Origin of the sequence: Campylobacter concisus (assembly GCF_050447445.1) — a bacterium.
GTDB classification, from domain to species: Bacteria; Campylobacterota; Campylobacteria; order Campylobacterales; family Campylobacteraceae; genus Campylobacter_A; species Campylobacter_A concisus_BI.
The window spans coordinates 894,693-918,403 of sequence record NZ_JALMFW010000001.1 but is presented as its reverse complement, the minus strand read 5'-3'; the positions used below and the strand labels follow the sequence as shown (position 1 = coordinate 918,403).

Annotated in this window: 23 protein-coding genes and 1 rRNA gene; 10 read left to right on the top strand and 14 right to left on the bottom strand. The window is 37.4% G+C overall.

Going from position 1 to position 23,711, the window contains the following annotated elements; genetic code table 11:
• Nucleotides 1-121: 121 nt before the first annotated feature.
• A 5S ribosomal RNA gene (gene rrf / locus MTT30_RS04800) occupies nucleotides 122-240 on the top strand.
• 221 nt (nucleotides 241-461) lie between these two features.
• Nucleotides 462-905, top strand: a complete 444-nt coding sequence (locus MTT30_RS04795; RefSeq protein WP_429801070.1) for a ComEA family DNA-binding protein — start codon at nucleotides 462-464, stop codon at nucleotides 903-905.
• A gap of 143 nt (nucleotides 906-1,048) precedes the next feature.
• Here MTT30_RS04795 and MTT30_RS04790 read toward each other — a convergent pair whose 3' ends face one another.
• The 8 genes from MTT30_RS04790 to glmU all read right to left on the bottom strand — a co-directional run bounded on the left by MTT30_RS04790 (nucleotide 1,049) and on the right by glmU (nucleotide 7,676).
• Nucleotides 1,049-1,237 (bottom strand): hypothetical protein, encoded by a 189-nt coding sequence (locus MTT30_RS04790; RefSeq protein WP_429801814.1) that lies wholly within the window; start codon nucleotides 1,235-1,237, stop codon nucleotides 1,049-1,051.
• 66 nt (nucleotides 1,238-1,303) lie between these two features.
• Nucleotides 1,304-2,035, bottom strand: coding sequence for a tRNA pseudouridine(38-40) synthase TruA (gene truA, locus MTT30_RS04785; protein WP_054196838.1), 732 nt, complete (start codon nucleotides 2,033-2,035; stop codon nucleotides 1,304-1,306).
• The gene (locus MTT30_RS04780; RefSeq protein WP_429801170.1) at nucleotides 2,035-3,063 is read right to left on the bottom strand and encodes an LptF/LptG family permease; all 1,029 of its coding nucleotides are present in this window, start codon (nucleotides 3,061-3,063) and stop codon (nucleotides 2,035-2,037) included. Before MTT30_RS04780 ends, truA begins: the two co-directional genes overlap by 1 nt.
• Nucleotides 3,056-3,844 carry a prepilin peptidase gene (locus MTT30_RS04775; RefSeq protein WP_429801813.1) on the bottom strand — a complete coding sequence of 263 codons (789 nt, stop codon included), beginning with the start codon at nucleotides 3,842-3,844 and terminating at the stop codon, nucleotides 3,056-3,058. Before MTT30_RS04775 ends, MTT30_RS04780 begins: the two co-directional genes overlap by 8 nt.
• A gap of 7 nt (nucleotides 3,845-3,851) precedes the next feature.
• A complete protein-coding gene (gene uppS, locus MTT30_RS04770; RefSeq protein WP_429801169.1) occupies nucleotides 3,852-4,523 on the bottom strand; it encodes a polyprenyl diphosphate synthase in 672 nt (223 codons plus the stop codon).
• A gap of 3 nt (nucleotides 4,524-4,526) precedes the next feature.
• Complete coding sequence (locus MTT30_RS04765) at nucleotides 4,527-5,213, bottom strand: hypothetical protein (protein ID WP_429801168.1); 687 nt, start codon at nucleotides 5,211-5,213, stop codon at nucleotides 4,527-4,529.
• On the bottom strand, nucleotides 5,210-6,382 hold the full coding sequence (gene coaBC, locus MTT30_RS04760; RefSeq protein ID WP_429801812.1) for a bifunctional phosphopantothenoylcysteine decarboxylase/phosphopantothenate--cysteine ligase CoaBC: 1,173 nt from the start codon (nucleotides 6,380-6,382) through the stop codon (nucleotides 5,210-5,212). Before coaBC ends, MTT30_RS04765 begins: the two co-directional genes overlap by 4 nt.
• Nucleotides 6,369-7,676, bottom strand: coding sequence for a bifunctional UDP-N-acetylglucosamine diphosphorylase/glucosamine-1-phosphate N-acetyltransferase GlmU (gene glmU, locus MTT30_RS04755; RefSeq protein WP_429801167.1), 1,308 nt, complete (start codon nucleotides 7,674-7,676; stop codon nucleotides 6,369-6,371). The genes coaBC and glmU overlap by 14 nt, the downstream gene beginning before the upstream one ends.
• Before the next feature lie 136 nt (nucleotides 7,677-7,812).
• Here glmU and MTT30_RS04750 point away from each other — a divergent pair, with 136 nt between their 5' ends.
• The 8 genes from MTT30_RS04750 to MTT30_RS04715 are packed head-to-tail and all read left to right on the top strand — an operon-like array spanning nucleotide 7,813 to nucleotide 17,209.
• Nucleotides 7,813-8,580: a motility protein A gene (locus MTT30_RS04750; protein ID WP_429801166.1), complete on the top strand. Its 768-nt coding sequence runs from the start codon at nucleotides 7,813-7,815 to the stop codon at nucleotides 8,578-8,580.
• On the top strand, nucleotides 8,580-9,359 hold the full coding sequence (locus MTT30_RS04745; protein WP_429801165.1) for an OmpA/MotB family protein: 780 nt from the start codon (nucleotides 8,580-8,582) through the stop codon (nucleotides 9,357-9,359). Before MTT30_RS04750 ends, MTT30_RS04745 begins: the two co-directional genes overlap by 1 nt.
• A gap of 11 nt (nucleotides 9,360-9,370) precedes the next feature.
• A complete protein-coding gene (fliP, locus tag MTT30_RS04740) occupies nucleotides 9,371-10,093 on the top strand; it encodes a flagellar type III secretion system pore protein FliP (RefSeq protein ID WP_374048483.1) in 723 nt (240 codons plus the stop codon).
• A complete protein-coding gene (locus MTT30_RS04735) occupies nucleotides 10,093-11,358 on the top strand; it encodes a TolC family protein (protein ID WP_429801164.1) in 1,266 nt (421 codons plus the stop codon). The genes fliP and MTT30_RS04735 overlap by 1 nt, the downstream gene beginning before the upstream one ends.
• Nucleotides 11,355-12,098 carry an efflux RND transporter periplasmic adaptor subunit gene (locus MTT30_RS04730; protein ID WP_429801163.1) on the top strand — a complete coding sequence of 248 codons (744 nt, stop codon included), beginning with the start codon at nucleotides 11,355-11,357 and terminating at the stop codon, nucleotides 12,096-12,098. The genes MTT30_RS04735 and MTT30_RS04730 overlap by 4 nt, the downstream gene beginning before the upstream one ends.
• Nucleotides 12,095-15,121 carry an efflux RND transporter permease subunit gene (locus MTT30_RS04725; RefSeq protein ID WP_429801162.1) on the top strand — a complete coding sequence of 1,009 codons (3,027 nt, stop codon included), beginning with the start codon at nucleotides 12,095-12,097 and terminating at the stop codon, nucleotides 15,119-15,121. The genes MTT30_RS04730 and MTT30_RS04725 overlap by 4 nt, the downstream gene beginning before the upstream one ends.
• Nucleotides 15,118-16,353 carry a TolC family protein gene (locus tag MTT30_RS04720; RefSeq protein ID WP_429801161.1) on the top strand — a complete coding sequence of 412 codons (1,236 nt, stop codon included), beginning with the start codon at nucleotides 15,118-15,120 and terminating at the stop codon, nucleotides 16,351-16,353. Before MTT30_RS04725 ends, MTT30_RS04720 begins: the two co-directional genes overlap by 4 nt.
• Nucleotides 16,346-17,209: an EamA family transporter gene (locus MTT30_RS04715; protein WP_429801160.1), complete on the top strand. Its 864-nt coding sequence runs from the start codon at nucleotides 16,346-16,348 to the stop codon at nucleotides 17,207-17,209. The genes MTT30_RS04720 and MTT30_RS04715 overlap by 8 nt, the downstream gene beginning before the upstream one ends.
• Here the strand turns inward: MTT30_RS04715 and MTT30_RS04710 are convergent.
• The 6 genes from MTT30_RS04710 to MTT30_RS04685 all read right to left on the bottom strand — a co-directional run bounded on the left by MTT30_RS04710 (nucleotide 17,206) and on the right by MTT30_RS04685 (nucleotide 23,706).
• Nucleotides 17,206-18,480, bottom strand: coding sequence for a ComEC/Rec2 family competence protein (locus MTT30_RS04710; RefSeq protein WP_429801159.1), 1,275 nt, complete (start codon nucleotides 18,478-18,480; stop codon nucleotides 17,206-17,208). The genes MTT30_RS04715 and MTT30_RS04710 overlap by 4 nt on opposite strands.
• On the bottom strand, nucleotides 18,480-19,892 hold the full coding sequence (locus MTT30_RS04705) for a replicative DNA helicase (RefSeq protein WP_429801158.1): 1,413 nt from the start codon (nucleotides 19,890-19,892) through the stop codon (nucleotides 18,480-18,482). The genes MTT30_RS04710 and MTT30_RS04705 overlap by 1 nt, the downstream gene beginning before the upstream one ends.
• A gap of 10 nt (nucleotides 19,893-19,902) precedes the next feature.
• Nucleotides 19,903-20,961 (bottom strand): flavodoxin-dependent (E)-4-hydroxy-3-methylbut-2-enyl-diphosphate synthase, encoded by a 1,059-nt coding sequence (gene ispG / locus MTT30_RS04700; protein ID WP_429801157.1) that lies wholly within the window; start codon nucleotides 20,959-20,961, stop codon nucleotides 19,903-19,905.
• A gap of 242 nt (nucleotides 20,962-21,203) precedes the next feature.
• The gene (locus MTT30_RS04695) at nucleotides 21,204-23,057 is read right to left on the bottom strand and encodes a primosomal protein N' (protein WP_429801811.1); all 1,854 of its coding nucleotides are present in this window, start codon (nucleotides 23,055-23,057) and stop codon (nucleotides 21,204-21,206) included.
• Complete coding sequence (locus tag MTT30_RS04690) at nucleotides 23,057-23,473, bottom strand: type II secretion system protein (RefSeq protein WP_429801156.1); 417 nt, start codon at nucleotides 23,471-23,473, stop codon at nucleotides 23,057-23,059. The genes MTT30_RS04695 and MTT30_RS04690 overlap by 1 nt, the downstream gene beginning before the upstream one ends.
• Entirely contained in the window at nucleotides 23,470-23,706 is a 237-nt protein-coding gene (locus MTT30_RS04685) for a hypothetical protein (RefSeq protein WP_054196819.1), read from the bottom strand. The genes MTT30_RS04690 and MTT30_RS04685 overlap by 4 nt, the downstream gene beginning before the upstream one ends.
• Nucleotides 23,707-23,711: the final 5 nt, after the last annotated feature.

Below are 23,711 nucleotides of genomic sequence, written 5' to 3'. Positions count from 1 at the left end.
CTTCCTTGTTAAGGATAAAAACTTAATAAGATATGTTTTTATAAAACTTTGTTTATGACTTTTAACTTTATCAAGTAGTGTTAAATAAGAGATTTATCTGATATATCTTTTATTTAACACTGCCCGTGACTATACAGACGAGGAAACGCCTTGCTCCATCTCGAACCAAGAAGCTAAGCTCGTCCTGGCTGATGATACTCTCCCTTACTGGGATGTTGGAAAAGTAGGTCGTTGCGGGCTTTGTTGATTTTTAATATTCTTTATCTAAACAATCATCTTTTAATATTATTTCTTAATTTATAACAAAATATCAAATCTAAAATTTATTTATATTTTTAAATAATTAGACTTTTTATCTTTATATTTATAAATATCTTTTAGTTTATGCTTTTATACGAGTGTTGACTAAAAACACCAAATATGATAGACTCCAAACCCAAATTTACCCAAAAAGGACAAAAATGAAAAAGATTATATTCTCACTATTAGTAGCAGCTTCTACATTACTAGCAGCCATAAATTTAAACACCGCCACAAAAGAAGAGTTAATGAGTTTAGATGGTATAGGATCTTCAAAGGCAGATGCAATAATAGAGTATAGAAAAGCAAACAAATTTAACTCAATAGAAGATATAAAAAATGTAAATGGTATAGGCGATAAGACATTTGAAAATTTAAAATCAGATATATCAGTATCAGGCACTACAAAGATAGACACCACAAAATCAAAAATAAAATCTAAAAAAGATGAGATAAAAGAAAAGGTAAGTAAAAAGAGTAATGAATTAAAAGAGAAAAAAGATAGTGCTAAAGATGATAGTATAAAAGAGATAAAAGATAAGAAAGAAAAGCTAAAAGATAAAGCACAAAAGAGTAAAGCTAAAAAAGAGAAAAGCAAAGAGTAATAAATCTAGAAATTTATAAAAATTCTTACATAAAGTATATAAAAATAGTTAGGAGCGCATAGCGTTCCTAATAAAAATAGATTGGTTTTTATATATCTGCCCACTTTTTAATTCTATAACTTAATCTGCTTACTTTTTAAATTTTATAAATTAATAAGCTCATCTAATAGATCTTGTAAAGTAATACTTCTTAGTTCACTTTCTAAGGCTTCTTGTGCTTTTAGGAAGTGACCAGTTAAAAGTCCCTCGATCTTGCCACCAAGCGGGCAAGCTTTAGGTGAGTCAGAGTGGATCTTAAAAAGTTTTTCTTTATCATTTACCGCGTTAAAAATTTGAAGGAGGGTTAAGATTCTTTATTTAATATTTTAAGTAAGCTTACTATTGAATATTCTAAAAACCTAGTTAAATTTATAAAAAACTCTATTTAGATAAAGTCCTTCAGCTGGAGCTGGGATACGAGTTAGGGCGGGGTATCCGTTAAGTGAAACATTAATGAGCTCACCACCATTTTTGATACTTAAGGCTTTAAGTAGATTTGCAACCATAAGCCGTACTTGTGCGCGTAAAAATCCATTTGCTTTAAAAACTATGATAGTTTGGTTTTTGTATTCATAACAAAATGCCTTAAAAATTTCTCGCACCGGACTTTTTGTGTTACTTCCTGTTTTCATATAGGAGCTAAAATCATGCTCACCAACAAAATTAGATAAAATTTCATTTGCTTTTTTGATATCAAATTTTGGCAAAAAGACTTTATAGTTTGAGCCAAAAACATCAAATTCTCCATGATCTATAATGTATCTATAAGACCTTGCTATGGCATCAAACCTTGCTTGAAAATTTTCATCAACTAAATTTATACGTTTTATATGAATATTTGGATGAGCATGGCGGTTGATTAGCTCTTTTAGATGCTCTAAATTTTTAAAATGATCTCCACAAATTACGCTTGAGCTTTGATTGATCGCATGGACGTTTTTGTCTGTACGTGAGCTAGAGACTATTTTTTCAAATATTCCAACGTGAGCTAGAGCACGCGAAAGCTCATCTTCTACACCATTTTCATGCGGCTGAGTTTGTGAGCCTTGAAATTTGGAGCCATCGTAGCTATAAATTAGTTGGATTTTCATTAGTATCTTCGCATGATCTTGGCTTTAAAAAGCAAAATTCCTGCCAATAAAAAAACAAAAAATATGAGTGGAATCGCAAAAGATGGCTTTGATGAAAATAGCATTATGAGCGTAAAATACCCAAATAAAACGCCAAATGTCCCAACATAAACCATGCCTTTTTCATATCTATAAGTAACGATGCCAAAGCTTATAGCAAAAAGTGTACTGGCAAGTGGAAATAGTGCAACAAGTACATACGTACTAAGGTCTTTTCTTCTTTTTTCACTACTATTTGCCTCCGTCCAGTACTCTTTTATACTGCCTATATCGCTTATCTCTTCACTTTGGGTAGTCCTTATCTTCATAGATTTGAAGTTACTTTGATGATAAATTTCATCTTTTATGTCATACATTTTTCCATCTGCTAAGGAGAGTTCAATGCTTTGATTTGTATTAGTGATCTTTGCATTTTTAGCAGTGATTAAGCGTTGGGAGTCTTTAATGTAAGGATTAAACATCACGATATCTTTATAGGTAGTGCCGTTGTTATCTTGCATTTCACTACCCACATAGACCATCCAGTCAGAAAATTTTTGTCCAAACTGAGTTGGTTTTAAATTTAGCTTTGCAACAGTCTTTTTATAATCAATAAAATTTGCATTTAGCTGGGCGGCTATTGGTATCATGACGATGGCAACTACCAGCAAAGCGGCACTTAAAAGGGCTGAAAATGCTAAAAAAAATCTTGCTATTTTATTTGGCGATCCACCAAGCGTAAAGATAACGATACTTTCATTCTCTTTCGATAGCCTAAAAAGAGTCATCGCAAGTGATACAAAAAACGCGATAGGCACGACAAAAAGTAGCACGCGTGGAAGCATAAATGAGTAGAGTTTAAAAAGCTCACCAAAGCTGATCTCAATGTAAGAAGTGATGCGCGCGATCTGGATGAAGAATACGATCGACATGATCAAAAAAAGCGTACTAAATAGCGACGCAAAAGTCCCTAGGAAGTTAAACAAAAGATATCTATTCACTCTACTCATAAATAAACCTTAAAATTTCTAAAATTTGCTCTTTAAAAGCGTATGCAATAAGTAAGCCAAGACTTAAAAATGGCACAAAAGCCAGCTCATAGCCCTTTTTTTGAACGAGCGCATAGACTGGAAGTGTAAAAAGCGCTGCAAGATAGATCGCCACTAGAGCCAGTTTGGCTGGCAAAATAGCTCCGATGATCGCTGCTATAAAGATATCTGCACTACCCATCGCTTCTTTTTTTATGGCAAAACTTACGACAAATCTAAGCACCCAAAAGATAAGTGCAAAAAGGAATAAATTTAAAATTTGGGCAAAATTTCCTTTAACTATAAAAAGCATCAAAGCGTAGATAAATGCGAAAAATAGTGCTGCAAAAAGAAGCGGATCCGGCACAGCTTTATATCTTATATCTATGACGCTAAGAGCTAGCAGCATTATAAAACAAAGCCCTAAAAATAGCGCGTAAAGCAATGTTTCTATACTTAAAATTTCGCCGCACTCTTTAAAAAAACAGATCAAAAAAAGTATCCCAGAAACTAGCTCGATTGCTGGATAAATGAGGCTTATTTTTTGCTTACAAAAGGCACATTTGCCGCCTAAAAATATCCACGAAAAAATTGGAACATTGTGATAGAAATTTAGCTTATGATTGCAGTTTGGGCAATGAGAAGCTGGAAAATTTATGCTCTCATTTTTTGGTAGGCGATATATCAGCACATTTGAAAATGAGCCCACACAAATACCCAAAACAAAAGCAAAAACGGCAAAAAAGATGACTAGATTATCCATTATCTCACTAAACTCCGCCAAATCTTCGCTCTACGTTTTTAAATTTACTAACGATATTTGTAAGCTCATCTTTACCAAAGTCAGGCCAAAGTGTGGGCGTAAAAAATAGCTCCGCGTAGCTTGCTTGCCAAAGCATGAAATTTGAAAGCCTACTTTCGCCGCCAGTTCTAATGAGAAGATCCACCGGCTCACTCTCATCAAGTGCTGCATTTAGGCTTGCTTCGTTTATCTCGCAGCCTTCTAAAGTTAGCTTTCTTGCAGCTCTGATGATCTCATCTTTTGAGCCGTAGTTTATCGCTAAATTTAATAATAAATTTTTATTCTCTCTTGTAGCATTTTTGGTGATCTCTATCTCGTTTTTTAGCTCATCACTAAATGGAGAAATATCGCCGATTGTATTAAATTTGATCCCATTTTTTATAAAATCAGCACGCTTTAAAATGAGAAATTTCTTAAGCAAATTCATCAAAAATTCGATCTCCTTTTGTGGTCTTTTCCAGTTTTCAGTACTAAATGCATAAAGGCTTAAAATTTTCACTCCATTATCGATACAAAATTCACACATATCGCTTACTACATTTGCTCCAGCTTCGTGTCCATTTGTCCGTAAAAATCCACGTTTTTTAGCCCAGCGTCCATTTCCATCCATGATAATAGCAAGGTGGTTTAATTCATTCAATCTTTAGCCTTTTATATCAATAATTTGTTCTTTTTTGCTCCAAAGAGCACTCACATTTTGTACTATTATGTTGGTGCTAAATTCACTTTTTAACAAGCTAGCTACATTATTAAATGGGGTCGCGATCTCGTATAAAACTTCATCTTTAAATTTAAAAACAAGTGGAGCAAAATTTGAAAATATTAAAAAAAATTTCATATCATTCTCCTCTTTTTTTAGCTGAAAAACGCCGTTTATGCCATTATAAATAAATGGTATATGCAAGACATTTTCTTGCAGAGCAAAGAGCATTTTCGCTAGCACTTTCATCTCGTCTTTTGTCTTAGCTTCACTTAAACTTTTAAATAAATAGTCATAAAACCACGATAAATTCTCATTTTCTATCAAATTTTCGATAAGATTTAGCCCATTAGCCAAGACATCTTCGTCTAAAATTCTTGGCTTTTCGTATAAATTTTTTATGACGATATTTTCGCCCTGGCTTTGCATCTCGCCCCAGTATCTCGAGCCTACGTTTAGCTCTTTTGCGCTTTTTGTGTTTAAATTTCTATTTGCAAAATTTAAAATGTATCTGTTAAAACCGATCTTTTGGCTTACTAAGATACTAAGCGGAAGTGACGAATTTATAGCTACTAACGGTGAATTTGCATTTTTTGCTATTTTTTGAATGCGAGAAATTTTCTCTATCATAAATTTGCCGCTAGCTCCACGATATGTCTTGCGATCTCGTCTTTTGCGGCAAGCGGTAGCAAAGTTTCATTATTTTTCGTGATAAAATTTATTTCATTTTGCTCGCTTGCAAAGCTATTTTTCTCACCCAAGATATTTAGGCAAACTGCGTCAAGCCCCTTTTGCTCTAGCATTACTCTGGCATTTTTGTGTGCGCTCTCACTTGAGATTTCAAGCTTAAAGCCGATCTTTTTGCAGCTGAACTCTTTTAAGCTTTGCAAAATATCGACATTTCTCTTTAGACTTAAGCTTAAAATTTCGCCAACATCCTCTTTTTTTATCTTGCCATCAATTTTTGTCGGCACAAAATCGCTTACTGCAGCACACATCACAAGTAAATTTGCGCTCTCACACTCGCTCTTGCAAAGCTCTAAAAGTTCATTGCTTGAGCTAAATTTTAAAATCTCAAATGGCTCGTTTTCCGCTTCAAAGCTAGCAAGTAGCGTAACATCAGCACCAGAGTAATAAAAAGCTCTTGTAAGCGCCATCGCCATCTTACCGCTTGAGAAATTTGTAATGGCTCTAACATCATCTATCTTTTCTGTCGTTGCGCCACCAGTGATTACTACTTTTTTGCCTGCAAAAAGAGGCTTACTAAGCTTTTTTATCGCCGCTTCTACTATCACTTCAGGGCTTGCAAGACCGCCTTTGCCAACGTCGCCACAAGCTAGAGTTTTAAGAACCGGCTCAACTATTAAAGCGCCGTTTTTCTTTAAAATTTCAAGTGAGTTTTGCGTCGCGAAGTGCTCTATCATATTGTTATTTGCAGCAGTGGCAACGACTAAAGGTACGTGCGAAGCGGCGACTAGCGTTTGCATGAAGACATTGTCACAGATGCCAGCTGTTAGTTTATTTATCGTATTTACAGAGGCTGGCGCGATGAGCACTAGATCCATTTTAGAGTAGGATATGTGATTTACGCCATCTTGCCAGTTTTGCGTTTGTGAGCTTAAAATTTTATGCTCGCTTAACGCTTCAAAGCCACTTACGCTGCAAAATTCAAGCGCGCCATCACTTAAAGCCACGTAAACATCAGCGCCTTTCTTTTTAAGCAGCGATAAAATTTCGAATGCCTTATAAAAGGCGATACTACCGCAAACGGCTAGTAAAATTTTTTTATTTTTTAACATCGTCTTTGCCAAAGAATTTCTCAAAAAAACCGCTTTTGTTCTCTTGACGAGCTCTGCTGATCGCTAATGCACCGCTTTCAACGTCTTTTGTGATGGTGCTTCCTGCTGCGATGATAACGTTATCAGCGATATTTACAGGGGCAACTAGCTGCGTATCTGAGCCAATAAAGACGTTTTTGCCGATTTTGGTTTTGTATTTTGCCTTGCCGTCGTAGTTGCACGTGATAGTGCCACATCCGATGTTTGTGCCACTTTCTATCTCGCAGTCGCCAAGATAGCTCAAGTGTCCAGCTTTTACGCCGCTAAGAATACCCTTTTTAACCTCGACAAAATTTCCTATGTGTGTGTCAGAAATTTCAGAATTTGGTCTGATGTGAGCTAGTGGGCCGATATCCGAGTTTTTGATGACGCTACTTTCTATCACTGATGAGCTTTTGATGATACTCTCTGTGATGACGCACTCGCCAAGGATGCTTACGTTTTCTTCGAGAACGCACTCACCTTCAAATTTAGCCCTGCTGTCTATGAAAATGCTCTCAGGCATGCGCATCAAAACGCCAGCTTTCATCAAATTTTGCTTTATCTCATCTTGCATAATCTTTTCAGCGATACTTAACTGAAATTTATCATTTATACCCATGAAATTTTGCTCATTAACATTTACTGCAACGCACTTTAAGCCCTTTTCATTTGCTATTTTGATGGCGTCAGTTAGGTAGTACTCTTTTTGTGCGTTTTGATTGCTTATGAGTGGTAAAATTTGCTCTAACGCCTCGCGTTTAAAGCAGTAACAACCAGCATTTACGCTTTTAATGGCTAGCTGTGCTTCGCTCGCATCTTTTTGCTCGACGATGGCTTCAACTTTGCCGTTTTTTATGATGACTCTGCCGTAGCCAAAAGGATTTGCTGCTTCAAATGAGCTCATAACCACGTCCGCTTCAGCATTTGCTAGACGCATTAGATCGGTTGATTTTACAAGAGGCATGTCACCACAAGTTACAAGCACCTTTTCGCCGCTTAAATTTACGCCCTTTATCGCTCCAGCAGTGCCTGGGTAATTTGTATGATCTTGCTCAAAAATTTTAGTTTGAGGGAAAATTTCTTTTATCTTTTTGCTAATTAGCTCTTTTTCGTAGTGAAGCACGACGCTAACATCATTTGTTATCGCATAAGCTTGCTTCAAGATGTGAATAATCATCGGCTCACCGCAAAGTTCAAATAGAACTTTTGGACGTTTTGATTTCATTCTAGTGCCAAGACCAGCCGCTAAAATTATGATTGAAGTATTGTTCATTTTTAAGCCTTTTAACGTTAAAAATTTCGCAGATTGTAGCAAAAAATGGCAAACATTTTTTTTAATTTAACGATTGTTTCAACAAAAAGCTAATAAAATAGCAATTCTTAAGAATTTATAAATAAAGCGAGTTTAAATGGATTTAGGAACCGTCGTCGGCTGGGTTTTGACCCTGGTGCTTTTGTTTGGATCAATGGCGATAGGCGTTGGTATAGGACCATACATCGATATTCCTTCTGTGATGATCGTTTTTGGTGGTACTATCGGCGTTATGATGGTTGGCTTCAAGATGGAGACGCTTAAAGGTATTGGTAAATTTTATGGTGTTGCCGTTAAGCCACCTGTTGTTGTAAATTTGCCTGAGACTATAAAAAAGATAGTTGATTACTCTACAAAAGCTAGACGCGATGGAATACTAGCACTTGAGAGCGAAGTAAATAACGAAACAAATCAGTTTTTGAAAAAAGGGCTTTCAATGGCTGTCGATGGTAACGAGCCAGATGCTATAAGAGCGCTTTTAGAGATTGACATAGACCAAACTAGTGCTAGACATACAAATAACATTAAAATTTTTGAACAAATTGGCGGTTTTGCTGGTGCGATGGGTATGATCGGTACTCTAATAGGTCTTGTTGCGATGCTTCTTAACATGTCAGATCCTAGTGCGATCGGTCCATCAATGGCGGTTGCTTTGCTTACGACACTTTATGGTGCGATGATAGGTAACATCATCGGTGCACCTGTGGCAAATATCCTCTCAATACGTGACTCTGACGAGGCACTTGAAAAACAAGTCATTTTAGAGGGCATCATGGCGATACAAGCAGGGGATAATCCAAGAACCCTTGAAGCTAAGCTCTTGGCGTTTTTACCACCAAAAGATAGAAAAAGTCAGTTTGAATAATGGGTAAATTAATAGATCCTAAAGAGTGTCCAAAGTGTATGCCTGAGTGGCTTGCTACTTTTGGCGATCTCATGTCGCTTTTGCTTTGCTTTTTCGTTTTGCTTCTTTCGATGGCAACAATGGATGCTAAAAAGATGGAGGCTGCTGTTGGCTCGCTAGCTGGCGCTCTAAGCGTACTTGAAGGCGGTGCTAGACCTGAAAATCAGATAGAAAAAGAGACAGATCCAGAAAATACTCGTGCAAAAAAGATAAGTAAGCAAAAGGGCTCACAAAGTGAGCTAAATATGAATGTTAAAAAGATAAATGAGCTGCTAGCTGCTAGCGGGGCACCTGAGATCACTATGGAAGAGAGCGAAGATGGCTTTATCGTAAGGCTTCCAGCGGCTATGCTTTTTGATAAGGATAGTGCTGAAATTTCTGGCGAAGATGCGAAGCTATTTTTAAAACGAATAGGCATGATTGTGGCGAAAATGCCTAATGATGTAAAAGCCGATATCATCGGCCATACAGATAATATAGAGCCAAGTAAAGACTCAGCTTATAAAAATAACTGGCAGCTCTCAACTGCAAGGGCTTTAAGTGTGGTTGAAGAGCTAATCAACGATGGCGTGCCACAAAATAGAATAATAGCTTCTGGCAAAGCTTCGTTTGATCCGATCGCTAGCAACAGCACAGAAGATGGCAGAGCTAAGAACAATAGAGTAGAAATTCACTTTATATCGCTTGAGCCAAAAAATAAAGAGGCTACTAAGAAAAGTATCCTTGATATGAGGAATTAGTCGTGAAAGCACTGCTTGCTTTAGCGGTTTTACTTTGCACGGTTTTTGGGGCTGATCCTGCGCTACCAACTATAAATTTAAGTCTAAATTCTCCAACAAATGCCGAGCAACTTGTAAATTCTCTAAACGTTTTACTAATCCTCACCGCACTTGCACTCGCTCCTTCGCTTATCTTTATGATGACAAGTTTCTTAAGGCTTGTTATTGTCTTTTCCTTTTTACGCCAGGCTATGGGAACGCAACAAGTTCCGCCTTCAACGGTGCTTATCTCGCTTGCGATGGTTCTTACATTTTTTATCATGGAGCCAGTTGGGCAAAAGAGCTATAATGATGGCATAAAGCCTTATATAGCTGAGCAAATAGGCTATGAAGAGATGCTTGATAAAAGCTTAAAGCCATTTAAAGAATTTATGGTAAAAAACACAAGAGAAAAAGACCTTGCACTTTTCTTTAGGATTAGAAATTTACAAAATCCAGCAAATATCGAAGAGATACCGCTAAGTATTGCAATGTCAGCTTTCATGATAAGTGAGCTAAAGACATCTTTTGAGATAGCGTTTTTGCTCTATTTGCCATTTCTTGTCATCGACATGGTCGTAAGCTCAGTGCTAATGGCCATGGGTATGATGATGCTTCCTCCTGTAATGATCTCACTGCCATTTAAACTGCTCATATTCGTGCTTGTTGATGGCTGGAATTTACTAATAGGAAATCTTGTAAAAAGCTTTCACTAATGAAAAATTTTTTATTCATTTTTTTGCCGGTATTTTTGCTTGGTTCAAATTTAAGCGTGATCGCAAACAAAGCAACGCAAAATGAAATTTCAAAGATCAAAGAGCTTGAGTTAAAAAGAGCAAATTTAAACGATGAAGCTACATTAAGCTCATATATGCCAAGCCTTAGACTAGAGGGTTCATATGGTAAAAATGCAAGCACTTTTCCAAGTGTAGTCGCTAAAGAGTCAGCTGGCGTGCTAGCTAGAATTGATTTTTTGCTTTATGATGGCGGAGCGAGAGAGGCTAGGCTAAAGATGAGCCAGCTTTTAAAAAACAAAGCCATGATCGCTAGTGATGAAGCCAAAAACTATCTTGCACTTAAGGCTGTAAATTTATACTTTAACGCAGCTGCGCTTGAAAATATAATCACAGCCAAACAGGCTCAAGCAAATTTTTTAAAAGGTGTTTTAGATAAGCTTGAGAAGGCAAACATTGCAGGCCTTGCCGCAAAAGATGAGCTTGAAAATGTAAGAGCTAAATATTACTTAGCTAATAGCACGCAGCTTGAATACAAAAACAAAATGGAGCAAATTTTAAATGAGATAAATTTGCTAACTGATGAGAAAATTTTGCCAGTAGCTGGAGCAAAGATGGCTGATATTAGCTCAAATTTAGCTTCAAAGAATGCTGAGCTTGATAGACTAAGCCAAGATATATTTTTAGGTGAGGCCAAGCTTAGCGAGGCAAAGGCTGGTTTTTTGCCCCAAATTTTGCTTTATGACACATATGGATTTTATAAAAATAATTACGATATCGATCTAGGCAGGCTTAGTTCTTACCGCTCATACGTGGATAAATACCTAAAAGAAGATACTCATGGTAATAAATTTGGTATCGCTTTTAAATGGAAAATTTTTGATTTTTTCGCCACTAGCAAGATGAGTCAAACCCAAAAGATCGCACTTGATGAGGCAAGGCTAAATTTGGAGTATAAAAAGCGTGAAAACGAGACAAAGCTTAAAAATTTGCAAAGTGAAATCGTAGTGCTTGCTTCAAAAATCGCTTCACTAAACGAATATGTAAGAGCAAGCGATTCGGCATTAAAAGCTAGCTATGAAAAGTATAACTCTGGACTTTTGGGATATAGCGACCTGCTTGAGGCACTCTCTCAAAAATTTGATGCCATTAGCCTTTTTGAGAGCGCAAAGGATGAGCTTGAAATCAAAAAAGCGGAGTTTTTTTTTGAAAATGGTGAGCCGATTTTGGAGAGGATTAGAGATTGAAAAAGCTGATAATTTTGATGATATTTGGCATTTTTTCATTTGCTAGTGAAGAAATTTTTGCTGACTTTGAAGTCTATGCCAAGCAAAGCTCAAAGCTCGCATTTGAGAGCAGTGGCAAGGTGGATAAAATTTTTGTAGATGTATCAAGTCACGTTAAAAAGGGTGACGCTTTAGCTATTCTTGATCAAAGCAGTCTAGAAATCGCTCTTAAAAAGGCAAAAAATGATCTTGAGCTGGCAAAAAACGCTAGTGAATTTGCAAAAAATACTTTAAATAAATTTACTCAAGTAAGGGACGTCACTTCAAAGCAAGAATTTGACGAGGTAAAGTATAAATTTGACGAAGCGATACTTCGGGTTCAAAGTGCTCAAATTGCCATTTTAAATGCGCAAGATCGCCTTAAAAAAGCTGTTTTAAAGGCTCCATTTGATGGCGTTATCGCTAGTAAAAACATTGAGCTTGGAGAGGGTGTTTCGCCGCTTAGTCTAGCTTTTGTTTTAAATTCAAATGAGGCAAAAATTTTAATAGCAATTGACGAAAAATATGTAGATTTGGTAAAGATTGGCGATACATTTAAATTTAGGCTTGACGCAACAAGCGATGAAAAAGAGGTAAAAATCGCTCTTATCTATCCAGAGATCAAGCGAGAGACTAGGAAATTTTACGTCCAGGCTTACGATATGGGGCTAAAGCCAGGCATGTTTGGTCAAGGAAAAGTGATAATCGGCGAAAATAAATGATAAAAACAGCCATCAACCGCCCCATAACCACACTTATGATATTTTTAAGCCTCGTTGTCTTTGGCATCTACTCGCTAAAGACGATGAATGTAAATTTATACCCGCAAGTAAATATCCCAATCGTCAAGATCACGACCTACGCAAATGGCGATATGAACTATATAAAAACTAAGATCACACAAAAGATCGAAGATGAAATTTCAAGTATTGAAGGTATCAAGAAAATTTACTCAACAAGCTTTGATAACCTAAGTGTGGTTAGCATCGAATTTGAGCTAAACAAAGACCTAGAGAGTGCCACAAATGACGTCCGTGACAAGATGCAAAAGGCGAGACTTAGCTCGAACTACGAGATAGAAAAGCTAAATGGTCTCTCATCTTCTGTCTTTAGCCTCTTTATCACAAGGCTTGATGGCAACGAAACTAGGCTTATGCAAGAGATAGATGACGTGGCAAAGCCATTTTTGGAGCGTATAAGCGGCGTTTCAAAGGTCAAGACAAATGGCTTTTTGGAGCCAGCGGTAAAAATTTTACTTGATAGATTTAAGCTTGATAAAAACGCTCTTAGTGCAAACGAAGTGGCAAATTTAATAAAGGTTGAAAATCTAAAAGCGCCACTTGGCAAGATAGAAAATGAGCAAATTCAAATGGCGATCAAGTCAAATTTTAGCGCCAAAAGCATAGATGAGATAAGAAATTTAACAATCAAACAAGGGGTCTTTTTAAAAGATATCGCAAGCGTTGATCTCGCTTACAAAGACGCAAACGAAGCTGCGATAATGGATAAAAAAAGTGGCGTTTTACTTGGTCTTGAGCTAGCTCCAGATGCAAACGCTCTATCCGTGATCGCTCTAGCTAAGTCAAAGCTAGATCAGTTTAAAAGCCTGCTTGGCAGCGAATACGACGTAAAAATAGCTTATGATAAGAGCGAAGTAATACAAAAGCACATCGATCAAACCGCCTTTGATATGATCCTTGGCGTCTTGCTAACCATCGTGATCGTATATCTATTTTTAAGAAATTTCTCGATCACCATCATCTCAGTCGTGGCGATACCAACTAGCATAGTGGCAACATTTTTCATCATAAATGCCCTAGGATACGACATCAACCGCCTAAGTCTTATCGCATTAACGCTAGGTATTGGAATTTTCATCGATGATGCGATAGTTGTCACTGAAAATATCGCTAGCAAGCTAAAAGATGAGCCAAACGCCTTAAAAGCAAGCTTTGCAGGCATAAAAGAGATAGCATTTAGCGTCTTTGCGATCTCACTCGTGCTGCTTTGCGTCTTTGTGCCAATAGCCTTTATGAGTGGCATCGTTGGCAAGTACTTTAACTCATTTGCGATGAGCGTAGCAGCTGGCATCGTCATCTCGTTTTTTGTGAGTATATTTCTTGTGCCGACACTTAGTGCTAGGTTTGTAGATGCTAAGGAGAGCAAATTTTATATAAAGAGCGAGCCATTTTTTGAAGCGCTTGAAAATGGCTACGAGAAGCTTTTAACTTTAGCGCTTAAATTTAAGCTCATATTTTTAGCCATAACGCTTGTGGTCGTTGTTTGCTCGTTTGGACTAGCTAAATTTGTAGGTGGCGACTTCATGCCAAGCGAGGATAACTCGGAGTTTAACATCTACTTTAAGCTTGATCCTTCACTTAGCCTGCAAGCTAGCAAAGAGAGGCTAAAAGATAAAATTTCACTCATAAACGCCGATCCTCAGGTCGCTTACGCCTACTTCATCCTTGGCTACACAGACGCCAAGCAGCCTTATCTTGTAAAGGCTTACGTTAGGCTAAAGGAGCTAAAAGATAGAGCTAATAACGAGCGGCAAAACGCTATCATGCAGAGGTTTCGCGACAAGCTAAAAAGTGATGATATGAGCGTTATCGTAGCTGATCTTCCAGTGGTTGAAGGTGGCGATGTGCAGCCAGTTAAGCTTACTATCACATCTGAAAATGGCAAAGATCTAGAGAAATTTGTACCAAAGATCAGCAAGATGCTAAAAGAGATAAATGACGCAACGGATGTAAATTCGCCTGAAGAAGATCTGCTAAAGCGTGTGCAAATTTCTATCGATGAAGATAAGACTAAGAGGCTAAATTTAGACAAAGCCAGCATTGCAAGCGCCGTTTATAGCGCATTTAGCCAGAATGAGGTCTCTGTTTTTGAAAACGAAAATGGCAAAGAGTATGAGCTTTACATGCGTCTTGATGATAAATTTAGAAGCGATACAAATGATATCTTAAAGACCAAGATAAGAAGCAATGAGGGCTTTTTTGTCACACTTGGCGATGTGGCGACGATTAGTTTTGAGCAAAAGCCAGCTAGTATTTCGAGATTTAATAGAGCTGATGAGATAAAATTTCTAGCAAATACCAAAAACAACGCGCCGCTAAATAGCGTGGCAAATGAAATTTCAAAGAAGCTTGATGAAATTTTGCCAGCAAATTTCAAGTATAAATTTCTAGGATTTGTTGAGCTGATGGATGATACAAACGCTTCTTTTATATTTACGGTGAGTGCGAGTGCGGTGCTTATTTATATGGTGCTTGCCGCACTTTATGAGAGCTTTTTGCTGCCATTTCTCATCATGCTTGCTATGCCGCTTGCCTTTTGTGGCGTCGTGATCGGACTTTTTATAAGCGGCAATCCATTTAGCCTATTTGTCATGGTTGGCGTCATCTTGCTCTTTGGCATGGTCGGTAAAAACGCCATTTTGGTGGTTGATTTTGCAAACCACTTTGCAAATAGCGGCATAGAGGCAAACGAAGCTGTGAAAATGGCTGCTAAAAAGCGACTAAGGGCTGTTTTGATGACAACTTTTGCGATGATATTTGCTATGCTGCCACTTGCGCTTAGCAGGGGTGCTGGCTTTGAAGCTAACTCACCTATGGCTATAAGCATCATCTTTGGGCTCATTAGTTCGACTTTACTAAGCTTGCTTGTCGTGCCAGTGCTCTTTGCATGGGTCTATAATCTTGATAAATTTATAAGAAAATTTTATGAAAGGGAGAGAATTTGAAGAAAATTTTAGCTGTTTTGCTCTTTGCCTTGCCTCTTTGGGCTGGAAATTTACTAGAGATCATCGCTCTAGCGCAAAGTGCAAGGCTTGAGAGTTTGAAAGAATTTAATAAAAATGAATACATAAATAAAAATAAAAGCAAAAAGCTAAATTTATCCCTTGATGGCAGATATACATTTGTGCCTGATGAGATAAAGGGCGGATATATGACAAAGGCGGGATCGATCACGGCAAAGGTTGAGTATCTCATATTTGACGGCGGTGCGAGCGAGGCTGCTGATAAAATTTTAGACCACAAGGGCGTGGAGAAAATTTACAAAGATGAAGAGCTGATGAATCTCACTGCTTTTCAGGTCGCAAAGGTCTATTTTAATGCCGTTGCCCTAAATTCGCTTATAAATTTAGAGACAAAATTTGTAGATAGTTTTGCTAAGGCTGCGGCTGAAAATGAGTTTTGGTTTGAGTATGGCGAGATAAATAAAGCTGAGTTTGATGCGATAAATTTCACTCTTGATAAAAAAAGAGCCGAGCTAGACGAGCTTGGACTTAAGCTAGCTGAGCTAAACTCAAGGATAAATTTACTCTCAAACGGCGAGATCGGCTTTAACGCTGGCTCAAAGATAATGATGCCAGATTTTAGTAAAGATGATATAAGCGCAAAACTTGGGGCGATGGAGCAAGAAAAATTTATAAAAGAGCAAGAAAATGAGAAGCAAAAGAGTAAATTTGCTCCAAAAATTTACTTAAAAGATACGCAAAGTGTGAATAATAACAGCTTTAAAAAAGGTGAGAGGACGACTTCGCAGATGATAGGTGCTTACGCTGATGCGAACAAGCCTAGAGTGGAGTTTGAGTGGAAGCTGCCTGATAGCTTAAGTCTTAGCAAGCAAAGTCAAGTTAAACGCATTGAAGAGCAAAAGGCGGCACTTGATCTAAGCGATGAAGAAAATAGGATAATCACTCGCCTAAAAGAGCTAGAAAGCACGATCAAAGGCTTAAATGCAAAGTTAAATTTGCAAGATTTGAAGCAAGATAAGCTTGATAGTGATTTTATTGATTTGTTAAATGGCTATCTTGATGGCGAGATAAAATATGAAGAATTTTTGTTTGTGAGTGAGAAAAATTTTAGTGATAGGGCAAATTTTATACTTGATGGCGATTTGCTTGAGCTAAATAAGCTTGAGTATTTTTTTGAATGTGCAAGAAAAATAAATGAGGTGATAATTGAATAAACTGATCTTTGTAACCATTTTGTGGGCGTTTAGCTTTAGTTTGATAGGTGAGTTTTTAGCTGGCAAGGTTGATAGCTATTTGGCTGTTTTTATTCGGGTTGCGCTTGCGAGCTTAGTCTTTTTGCCATTTACAAAATTTCGTGGCATCAGTCCAAAGCTAGCATTTGGCATAATGGCGATTGGAGCGGTGCAAATAGGGCTTATGTATCTATTTTATTACAATTCATTTTTGTATCTAAGTGTGCCAGAAGTCGCACTTTTTACCATTTTTACGCCGTTTTACGTGACGCTTATCTATGACGCATTTAGCTTTAAATTTAGGCCACTTTATCTTTTTAGCGTGGGTGTGGCGGTTTTTGGGGCACTTGTCATAAAGTATGGCGCGATCAACGAGGGCGTGCTAAAGGGCTTTTTGCTAGTGCAAGCGGCAAATATCTGCTTTGGAGCAGGGCAGAGCGCATATAAAGCACTTTTAGAAAAATTTGACGTGGATCAAAAAAATGTCTTTGGCTACTTTCATTTTGGTGCATTTTTTGTAGCTGTCGTTGCGCTTCTTGCTCTTGGCAATCCAGCCAAATTTTCACTTACTTCAACGCAAATTTTAGTGCTTCTCTGGCTTGGAGTGGTCGCTAGTGGGCTAGGGTATTTTATGTGGAACAAAGGTGCTTGCGAAGTTGATAGCGGCGTGCTTGCCATCATGAATAACGCTCTCATTCCAGCCGCCATCATCGTAAATTTAGTCTTTTGGCAAAAGGATACAAACTTGACTAGGCTAATTTTAGGCGCTGTTATAATGTATATATCTTTGATAATTCACAACAAGATAATGAAATTTTATGGTATGAAGATCGCTTAGGCGTAAATTTTATAGCTGGCAATAGCAAAACACAGAAGTCCAAATAGTGGCAAAATGTAGAATATGGATCTAAATTTTATAGCTAGAAGTGAAGCGATATTATAAAAGATAAAAATAATAGCTGGCACGAAAATTTTAGTCGAGCTTAGTCTAAAATTTAAAACATTATTTAGCAATCCATCAAAGATGTCGCCATACGAAGCGATGTGAAGCGCAGCACTTAATGGATAAAAAACGCTAAAGATGTAGTTGATAGCAAGGACGCTAAGCTGCTGTAAGCTAATGAGCGGAAAGAAATAAAGCACGCAAATTTCCATTGCAAAGCAAACATATAAATTTAAAAGTATAAGATGAATGAAAGGCGAAAATTTATCTTTTAGGTGTTTAAAGTATAAAAATATGTAAAAAACGCCTATAAGTGAAAAGTAAAAACCTACGCTAAAAAGTAGCTGCGGAAAGAGCGATATGCTAATAAGTGCCACTATAAAAAGTGTTTTGAAGTTTAAAATTTTGACGCCTTTTAACGTGCAATAAAATCCTAAAATACTCATTAAAAACGCTCGCAAAAAGCTTGGTATAAAGCCTATTATAAAAAAGTAAAATGACAAGACTATAAAAACGATAATGGCTAGATCAAAGTTGTAGTTTCTAAAAGGTAAAAACCTCGCATATAAAAATTTTAAAAGCGGCCTAAATACAAAAAATATAACTGCGCTTATGAAACCTAAATGATAGCCACTTATGGCTATAAGATGTGCTATACCAAGGTGCGAGACGTCATCTCTTAGCTTGCCGTCAATACTTGTGCCTAAAAATAAAGCCGAGTATAGCTGTGAAATTTTACTATTTTCATGCTGGGCGTAGATGAGTGATTGTAATTTTTGGTTGATATTTAGCGTGGCTTTTTGTGGCAGTTTTTCGCGTGAAAAGCTAGGCATGTAAAAGGAGGAAGCAAGATAGTCTTTAAAACTAACGTCTAAATTTATGACGCTTAGAAATATATTATCTCCAGCTTTAAAGTCATCTGTTTTAGCTCCAAGCGTATAAAATGAAAACTCATCAGTCTTAAGCTTTAAAATTTGCCTTTTCTTGCCGTCATCTCCAAGCTTTTCATAGCCAGAAATCACGGTTGCTGTTAGCTCTTGTTCGCCTTTGTCCATAAAAATTTGATATTTATGGTAGCTAATAGCCAAATTTATAGAAAAAACGCAAAGGCAAAACAGACAAAATATAGTAAAAATTTCTCTATTTTTTAAAGCTTTAAAACGCATCAGCCTTCAAATGAAACATCAGATACTGGCATTGCAGACATATCTTCAAATCTTGAGTGTTGCTTTTGAAAGAGCACATCAACTGAGCCAGTTTCACCATTTCTGTTTTTACCAACTATGATCTCGGCCTTTTCTTGAAGCTTATTAAAGACATGATTGCTCTTGTACTCTTTGCCCTCGGCACTTGCGCGTTTTTCTTTCTCTTTTTCTTCTTGTTCTAGATAAAACTCATCTCTATAGACAAAAAGAATGATGTCAGCATCTTGCTCGATTGCGCCTGACTCTCTTAGATCGCTTAGCATAGGGCGTTTATTTGCGCGAGATTCAAGGCTTCTATTTAGCTGAGAAAGAGCGATGATTGGCATATCTAGCTCACGTGCCAAAAGCTTTAATCCACGAGAAATTTCAGCTATTTGGACGTGACGATCAGCGTAGTTATTTGTACTCATCATAAGACCGATGTAGTCGATCACACAAAGTGAAATTTCAGGATGCATAGCCTTTAGTTTTCGCATTTGCGTTCTTACTTGATGGATATTTACATAGCCACTATCATGCACAAAAAGCTTGCTAGCAGCAAACTCCTCGCAAGCATCGCTAAATCTAGCCAACGCTTCATCATCCATCTTTGCAGTCATTATGTCTTGAAGTGGGATAGAGGTCTTGCTCGCTAGCATTCTCATCATTATCTGCTCAGCTGGCATCTCGAGCGAGAAAAAAACAACTCCAGCATTATTTTTTAAAACCTGACTCATAAAATTTAAACAAAGTGTCGTTTTTCCCATGCCTGGACGAGCTGCGACGATGATGAGGTCTCCATTTTTAAAGCCCTTTATCATCTCATTTAGCTTTTTAAATCCAGTATCAAGTCCAACGATATCTTTTTCACCAAGCAAGGCTTGAGCATTAATATGATCCATCATTTTCATGATGATCTCTTTGCCTTCTTTTATAACTCCAGTGCTTCCACCTTCTATCAAAGAGTAAAATTCCTGACTAAGATCATCGACCATATCGCGGCTTGGCTTATCTTCATTTACTTTACTTGGTATATTGTGAGCGATCTTTATAAGACTTCTTTTTATGGATTTTTCTCTTAGTTCGTTTGCGTATTTTTGAATGTCTATTAGGGAATTTGTGCCCAAAATATCTAGTATTAGCTCTTCGTCGTATTTTTCGCCAAGTCTATTTTTTAAAAATGGCATAGTTATGGGATCATCGCTATTTAGGCATGCTACCATTGCATCATATATTTGCGAATGCCCTTTTAGATAAAAATCCTTTGCCTTAACAATGTCAAAAATTTCACCTAAAATATCGTTGTTTTGCAAAATGGAGCTTAGTATAGCTCGCTCCATATCAATGTCGTAAAGGTTGGTAAATTCTATCTCGTTAACTCTTTGCTTTGCCACAACTTTTCCTTTAGTCTCTACTTTTTATCTCGTCATCGATCTCTTGTAAAAATCTATCTACAAGCTCGCTCTCAGGCAGTCTTGCGACCACTTCGCCGTGACGCATGATCATGCCATTGCCTTTTCCAAATGCTATGGCAACATCTGCCCCTTTTGCCTCACCTATGGCATTTACCACGCAGCCCATAACTGAAACGTTTAGTGGCTCTTTTATACCTTTTGTCTTTTCTTCTACGAGCTTTACTGCCGCCATTAGATCAGCTTGCAAACGCCCACAAGTTGGGCATGAGATGATATTTAGCCCCTCTTTTTGGCGGCCGCTATCTTTTAAGATCGCCTTTGCGACTTTGATCTCCTCTTCAAGCTCGCCAGTGATGCTAACTCTCATCGTATCGCCGATGCCTTCAAGTAGTAGCCCGCCAAGTGCGATCGCAGACTTGATAGTCGCGTGAAAAGTGGTGCCTGCCTCTGTTACGCCTAGATGAAATGGGTAGTTTGTCTTTGGACGAAGTGCCCTGTAAGCTTGCATAGTGCGCTCGACGTCGCTTGATTTAAGTGAAATTTTGATATCTGTAAAGTCAAAATCCTCAAGAAGCTTGATGTTATACATCGCACTTTCTACCATCGCCTCAACTGTGCGGCCGTAGCGGTCCTCAAACTGCTTTTCAAGCGAGCCAGAATTTACACCTATTCGGATAGGTAAATTTCGCTGTTTGCAGGCATCAACGACTGCTTTTATATTTTTGGCTGAGCCGATGTTGCCAGGATTTATGCGGATAGCATCGACAAATTCGCTAACTATAAGCGCGTAGGTGTGGTTAAAATGAATGTCTGCAACGACTGGAATAGGCGAGCCCGCAACGATCTGCTTTAGCGCGCTGGCGTCCTCTTTGTCAAAAACCGCACAGCGCACGATATCACAGCCTGCAAAATATAGCCGCTGTATCTGCTCAAGCGTACTTTTTACGTCTTTTGTTTTTGAAAAGGTCATCGACTGCACGGATATTGGTGCGTCACCGCCTATTAAAACATTGCGAATTTTTATCTGTTTTGTTGGGTATCGTTGCAAAATTTTGCCTTTAAATTTTTATTGGGGATTATAAAGAAAAATGGCTTTTAAAAGGCTTGAAAATTTATTTTTAATAGTTTATAAAAATTAGTATTTTTATTGGATGTAGTTTCTAAAATTTTACTTACTCTTTATAGCCAACTTATCAAATTCCATAATGCTTTCATAAGCATTAGGTTTCTCTATATGTCTATTTTTAAAATTTGCCATGTCTTTGTTGGATAGTTTTTAGACTAGCATTTTTAACTAAAATTGACTGGATCTATATCAATATCACTAAGCTCGCTTTTGCAGAGGTTTGCAGCTTTTAAAAGAGGTATATGAGAGTTTGAGCGAAGTAAAATTTCATATCTAAATTTGCTTCCAAGATACTCTATCTGGCACTTTCCGTATCCTATGATCTCAAGCTCATCGCTTCTTAAAGGTTCTATTCTTTGTACAAATTCATTTATTGTATTTTTTACTATGTTTTCATCTTTATGCGAGATGATAATGCGAAGAAGCCTAGTAAATGGCGGATAAAGCTCTTTTCTATAATCTATCTCATCTTTTAAAAATACGTCATAATCACTGATGTAGCTCTCAAAAAATTCTCTTTGTTTGCTTTGAATGATAACTCTGCCAACCCCATTTCTGCCAGCTCTGCCAGCTACTTGCATGGCAAGAGCAAGTGTTCGTTCTCTGGCTTTATAATCAGGAAAATTTAAAAGCTCATCAAAGCCCATGATGACGGCAAGCTCTACATTGTGATAATCATGCCCTTTGCTTAGCATCTGCGTGCCTAGCAAGATATCTATCTTGCCGTCGTTAAATTCTTTTAAGGCCTTTACGAGCTTATTTTGCGTCGTTATCTCGTCCCTGTCAAATTTAGCGATCCTAGCGTTTGCAAACTCATTTTGCAACCTCTCAAGTAGCTCGCTCGTACCGATCTTTTTGGCCTCTATCATCTCACTACCGCACTGATGGCAGGTCTTTGGCACAGCCATTTTATGCTCGCAGTATTGACACTTTAGCACGTTTTGTTTTTTGTAATAGCTCATACCGATGCTGCAAAATGGGCACTTTAGCGTTTCACCGCAGTTTTTGCAGACTAGATATTTAAAATTTGCCCTTGTTGGCAGGCAGATGACAGCTTGCTTTTTATTCGCGAGTGTTTTTGAAATTTCATCTTTTAAAATTTCACTAATTCCAGTCTCGCTCTCATCAAAAATGTAATTTTTTTGCGAATCAAAATATGTCCCTTTTAAGCGAAAATGCTCCTGCTTGTAAAAGCTAGTAAGACTTGGCGTGGCACTTCCAAGCACCACTTGTAGATCAAATTTACTAGTTAAAAAGAGGGCAAGATCTCTTGCGTTGTAGTGAGGTTTTGAGCCTGTATTTTTGTAGCTATCGTCGTGTTCTTCGTCGATGATGATGAGTTTTAGTTTTTCAAGTGGCAAAAATAAAGCCGATCTCGCACCTGCAACGAGCCAAACTTTTCCACTTTTTATATCTTTTAAAATTTGCTCTTTTTTCTTTGATGTGATCTTTGAGTGCCAGACTGCTACCGCCTCGCCAAAGAATCTCTCAAGACGCTTTTGCATTTGTGGTGTGAGTGAAATTTCAGGCATTAAAAATAGCGCCTGAGTACCTGCATTTAAAATTTCTCTGATCTTAGCGATGTAAATCTCGCTTTTTCCGCTTCCAGTGTCGCCAAAGATGAGTGAAATTTTACGTTTGTTTATAAAATCCAAAGCCTCTTGCTGCTTTTCGCTTAGTTTGGGTGCGACATTAAAATTTTGATTTTCATAAATTTTATCTGCTGTAATGGTGTCATTTGGTTCAAATAAATTTAGGCTGACGCCAAGCTCGCATGTGTAATATTTTGAGATAAATATTGCCAATTCGCTTTGCATTGAAGTTAGATTAATCGGTAGAATTTCTAAAATTTTACTTGTTTTAAACTCTGGTTTGCCAGTCTCGTTTACGATAAAAGCAGTAAGAATTTTTCCTTTTAAAGAAGCCTTTACGCCTTGAAATTTTTCTAGTTTTTGATCGCTTTCATAAGTGAGTGGGGCTAAATTTAGCCCATAAAATGCGAGTATGTAATAATGCATTACTGAAGTGATTTGCAAATTTCATTTTCATCACTGCAACCAAAATCACCAGTATGTTTGTCGTATTTGAAATTTGCTACTTTGCCATCTAGTCTAAATGTGTATTTGTCATCGCTTATTTTGTGCCAGCCATTTTTGCTGCCGCTATCTTTTATCGGTATATTTATAACATTTTTAAAGAGTTTGCTTGGATCACCATCGTCTAGCTTTTGTGGAAATTCTGGCTTTGCTTGCAAGATATTGTCATTGTATTTTAGTGAAATTCCGCTTCTAATAGCGGCAAGTTGAGTTTTGGCATTTGAGATAGTAGCATCGCTTCTAGAAAAAAATAGCCTAGGTATAGCGACTGTGCTTAAAATACCTAGTATAACTACTATAAATATTAGCTCAAGCAAGGTGTAAGCTCGTCTTTTCATCTCTCTTCTCGCTTTAATATCTCATCAACATTGCCAGTTAAATTTTTTACTGCCTTTATCACAGCATAATTTTCATAACATTTTTCTATAAAGGCATTTAAAAGCTCTTTTGGCTCAATAAATTGGCGCCCGCCCATTAAATTTTGCCAGTCATCTTCAAAGAATTTAGCAAAATCATCATCAAGCGTGATCGTGTAGTCGCGAGATGATATCGTGAGCGTGATTTTTTTCATATTTT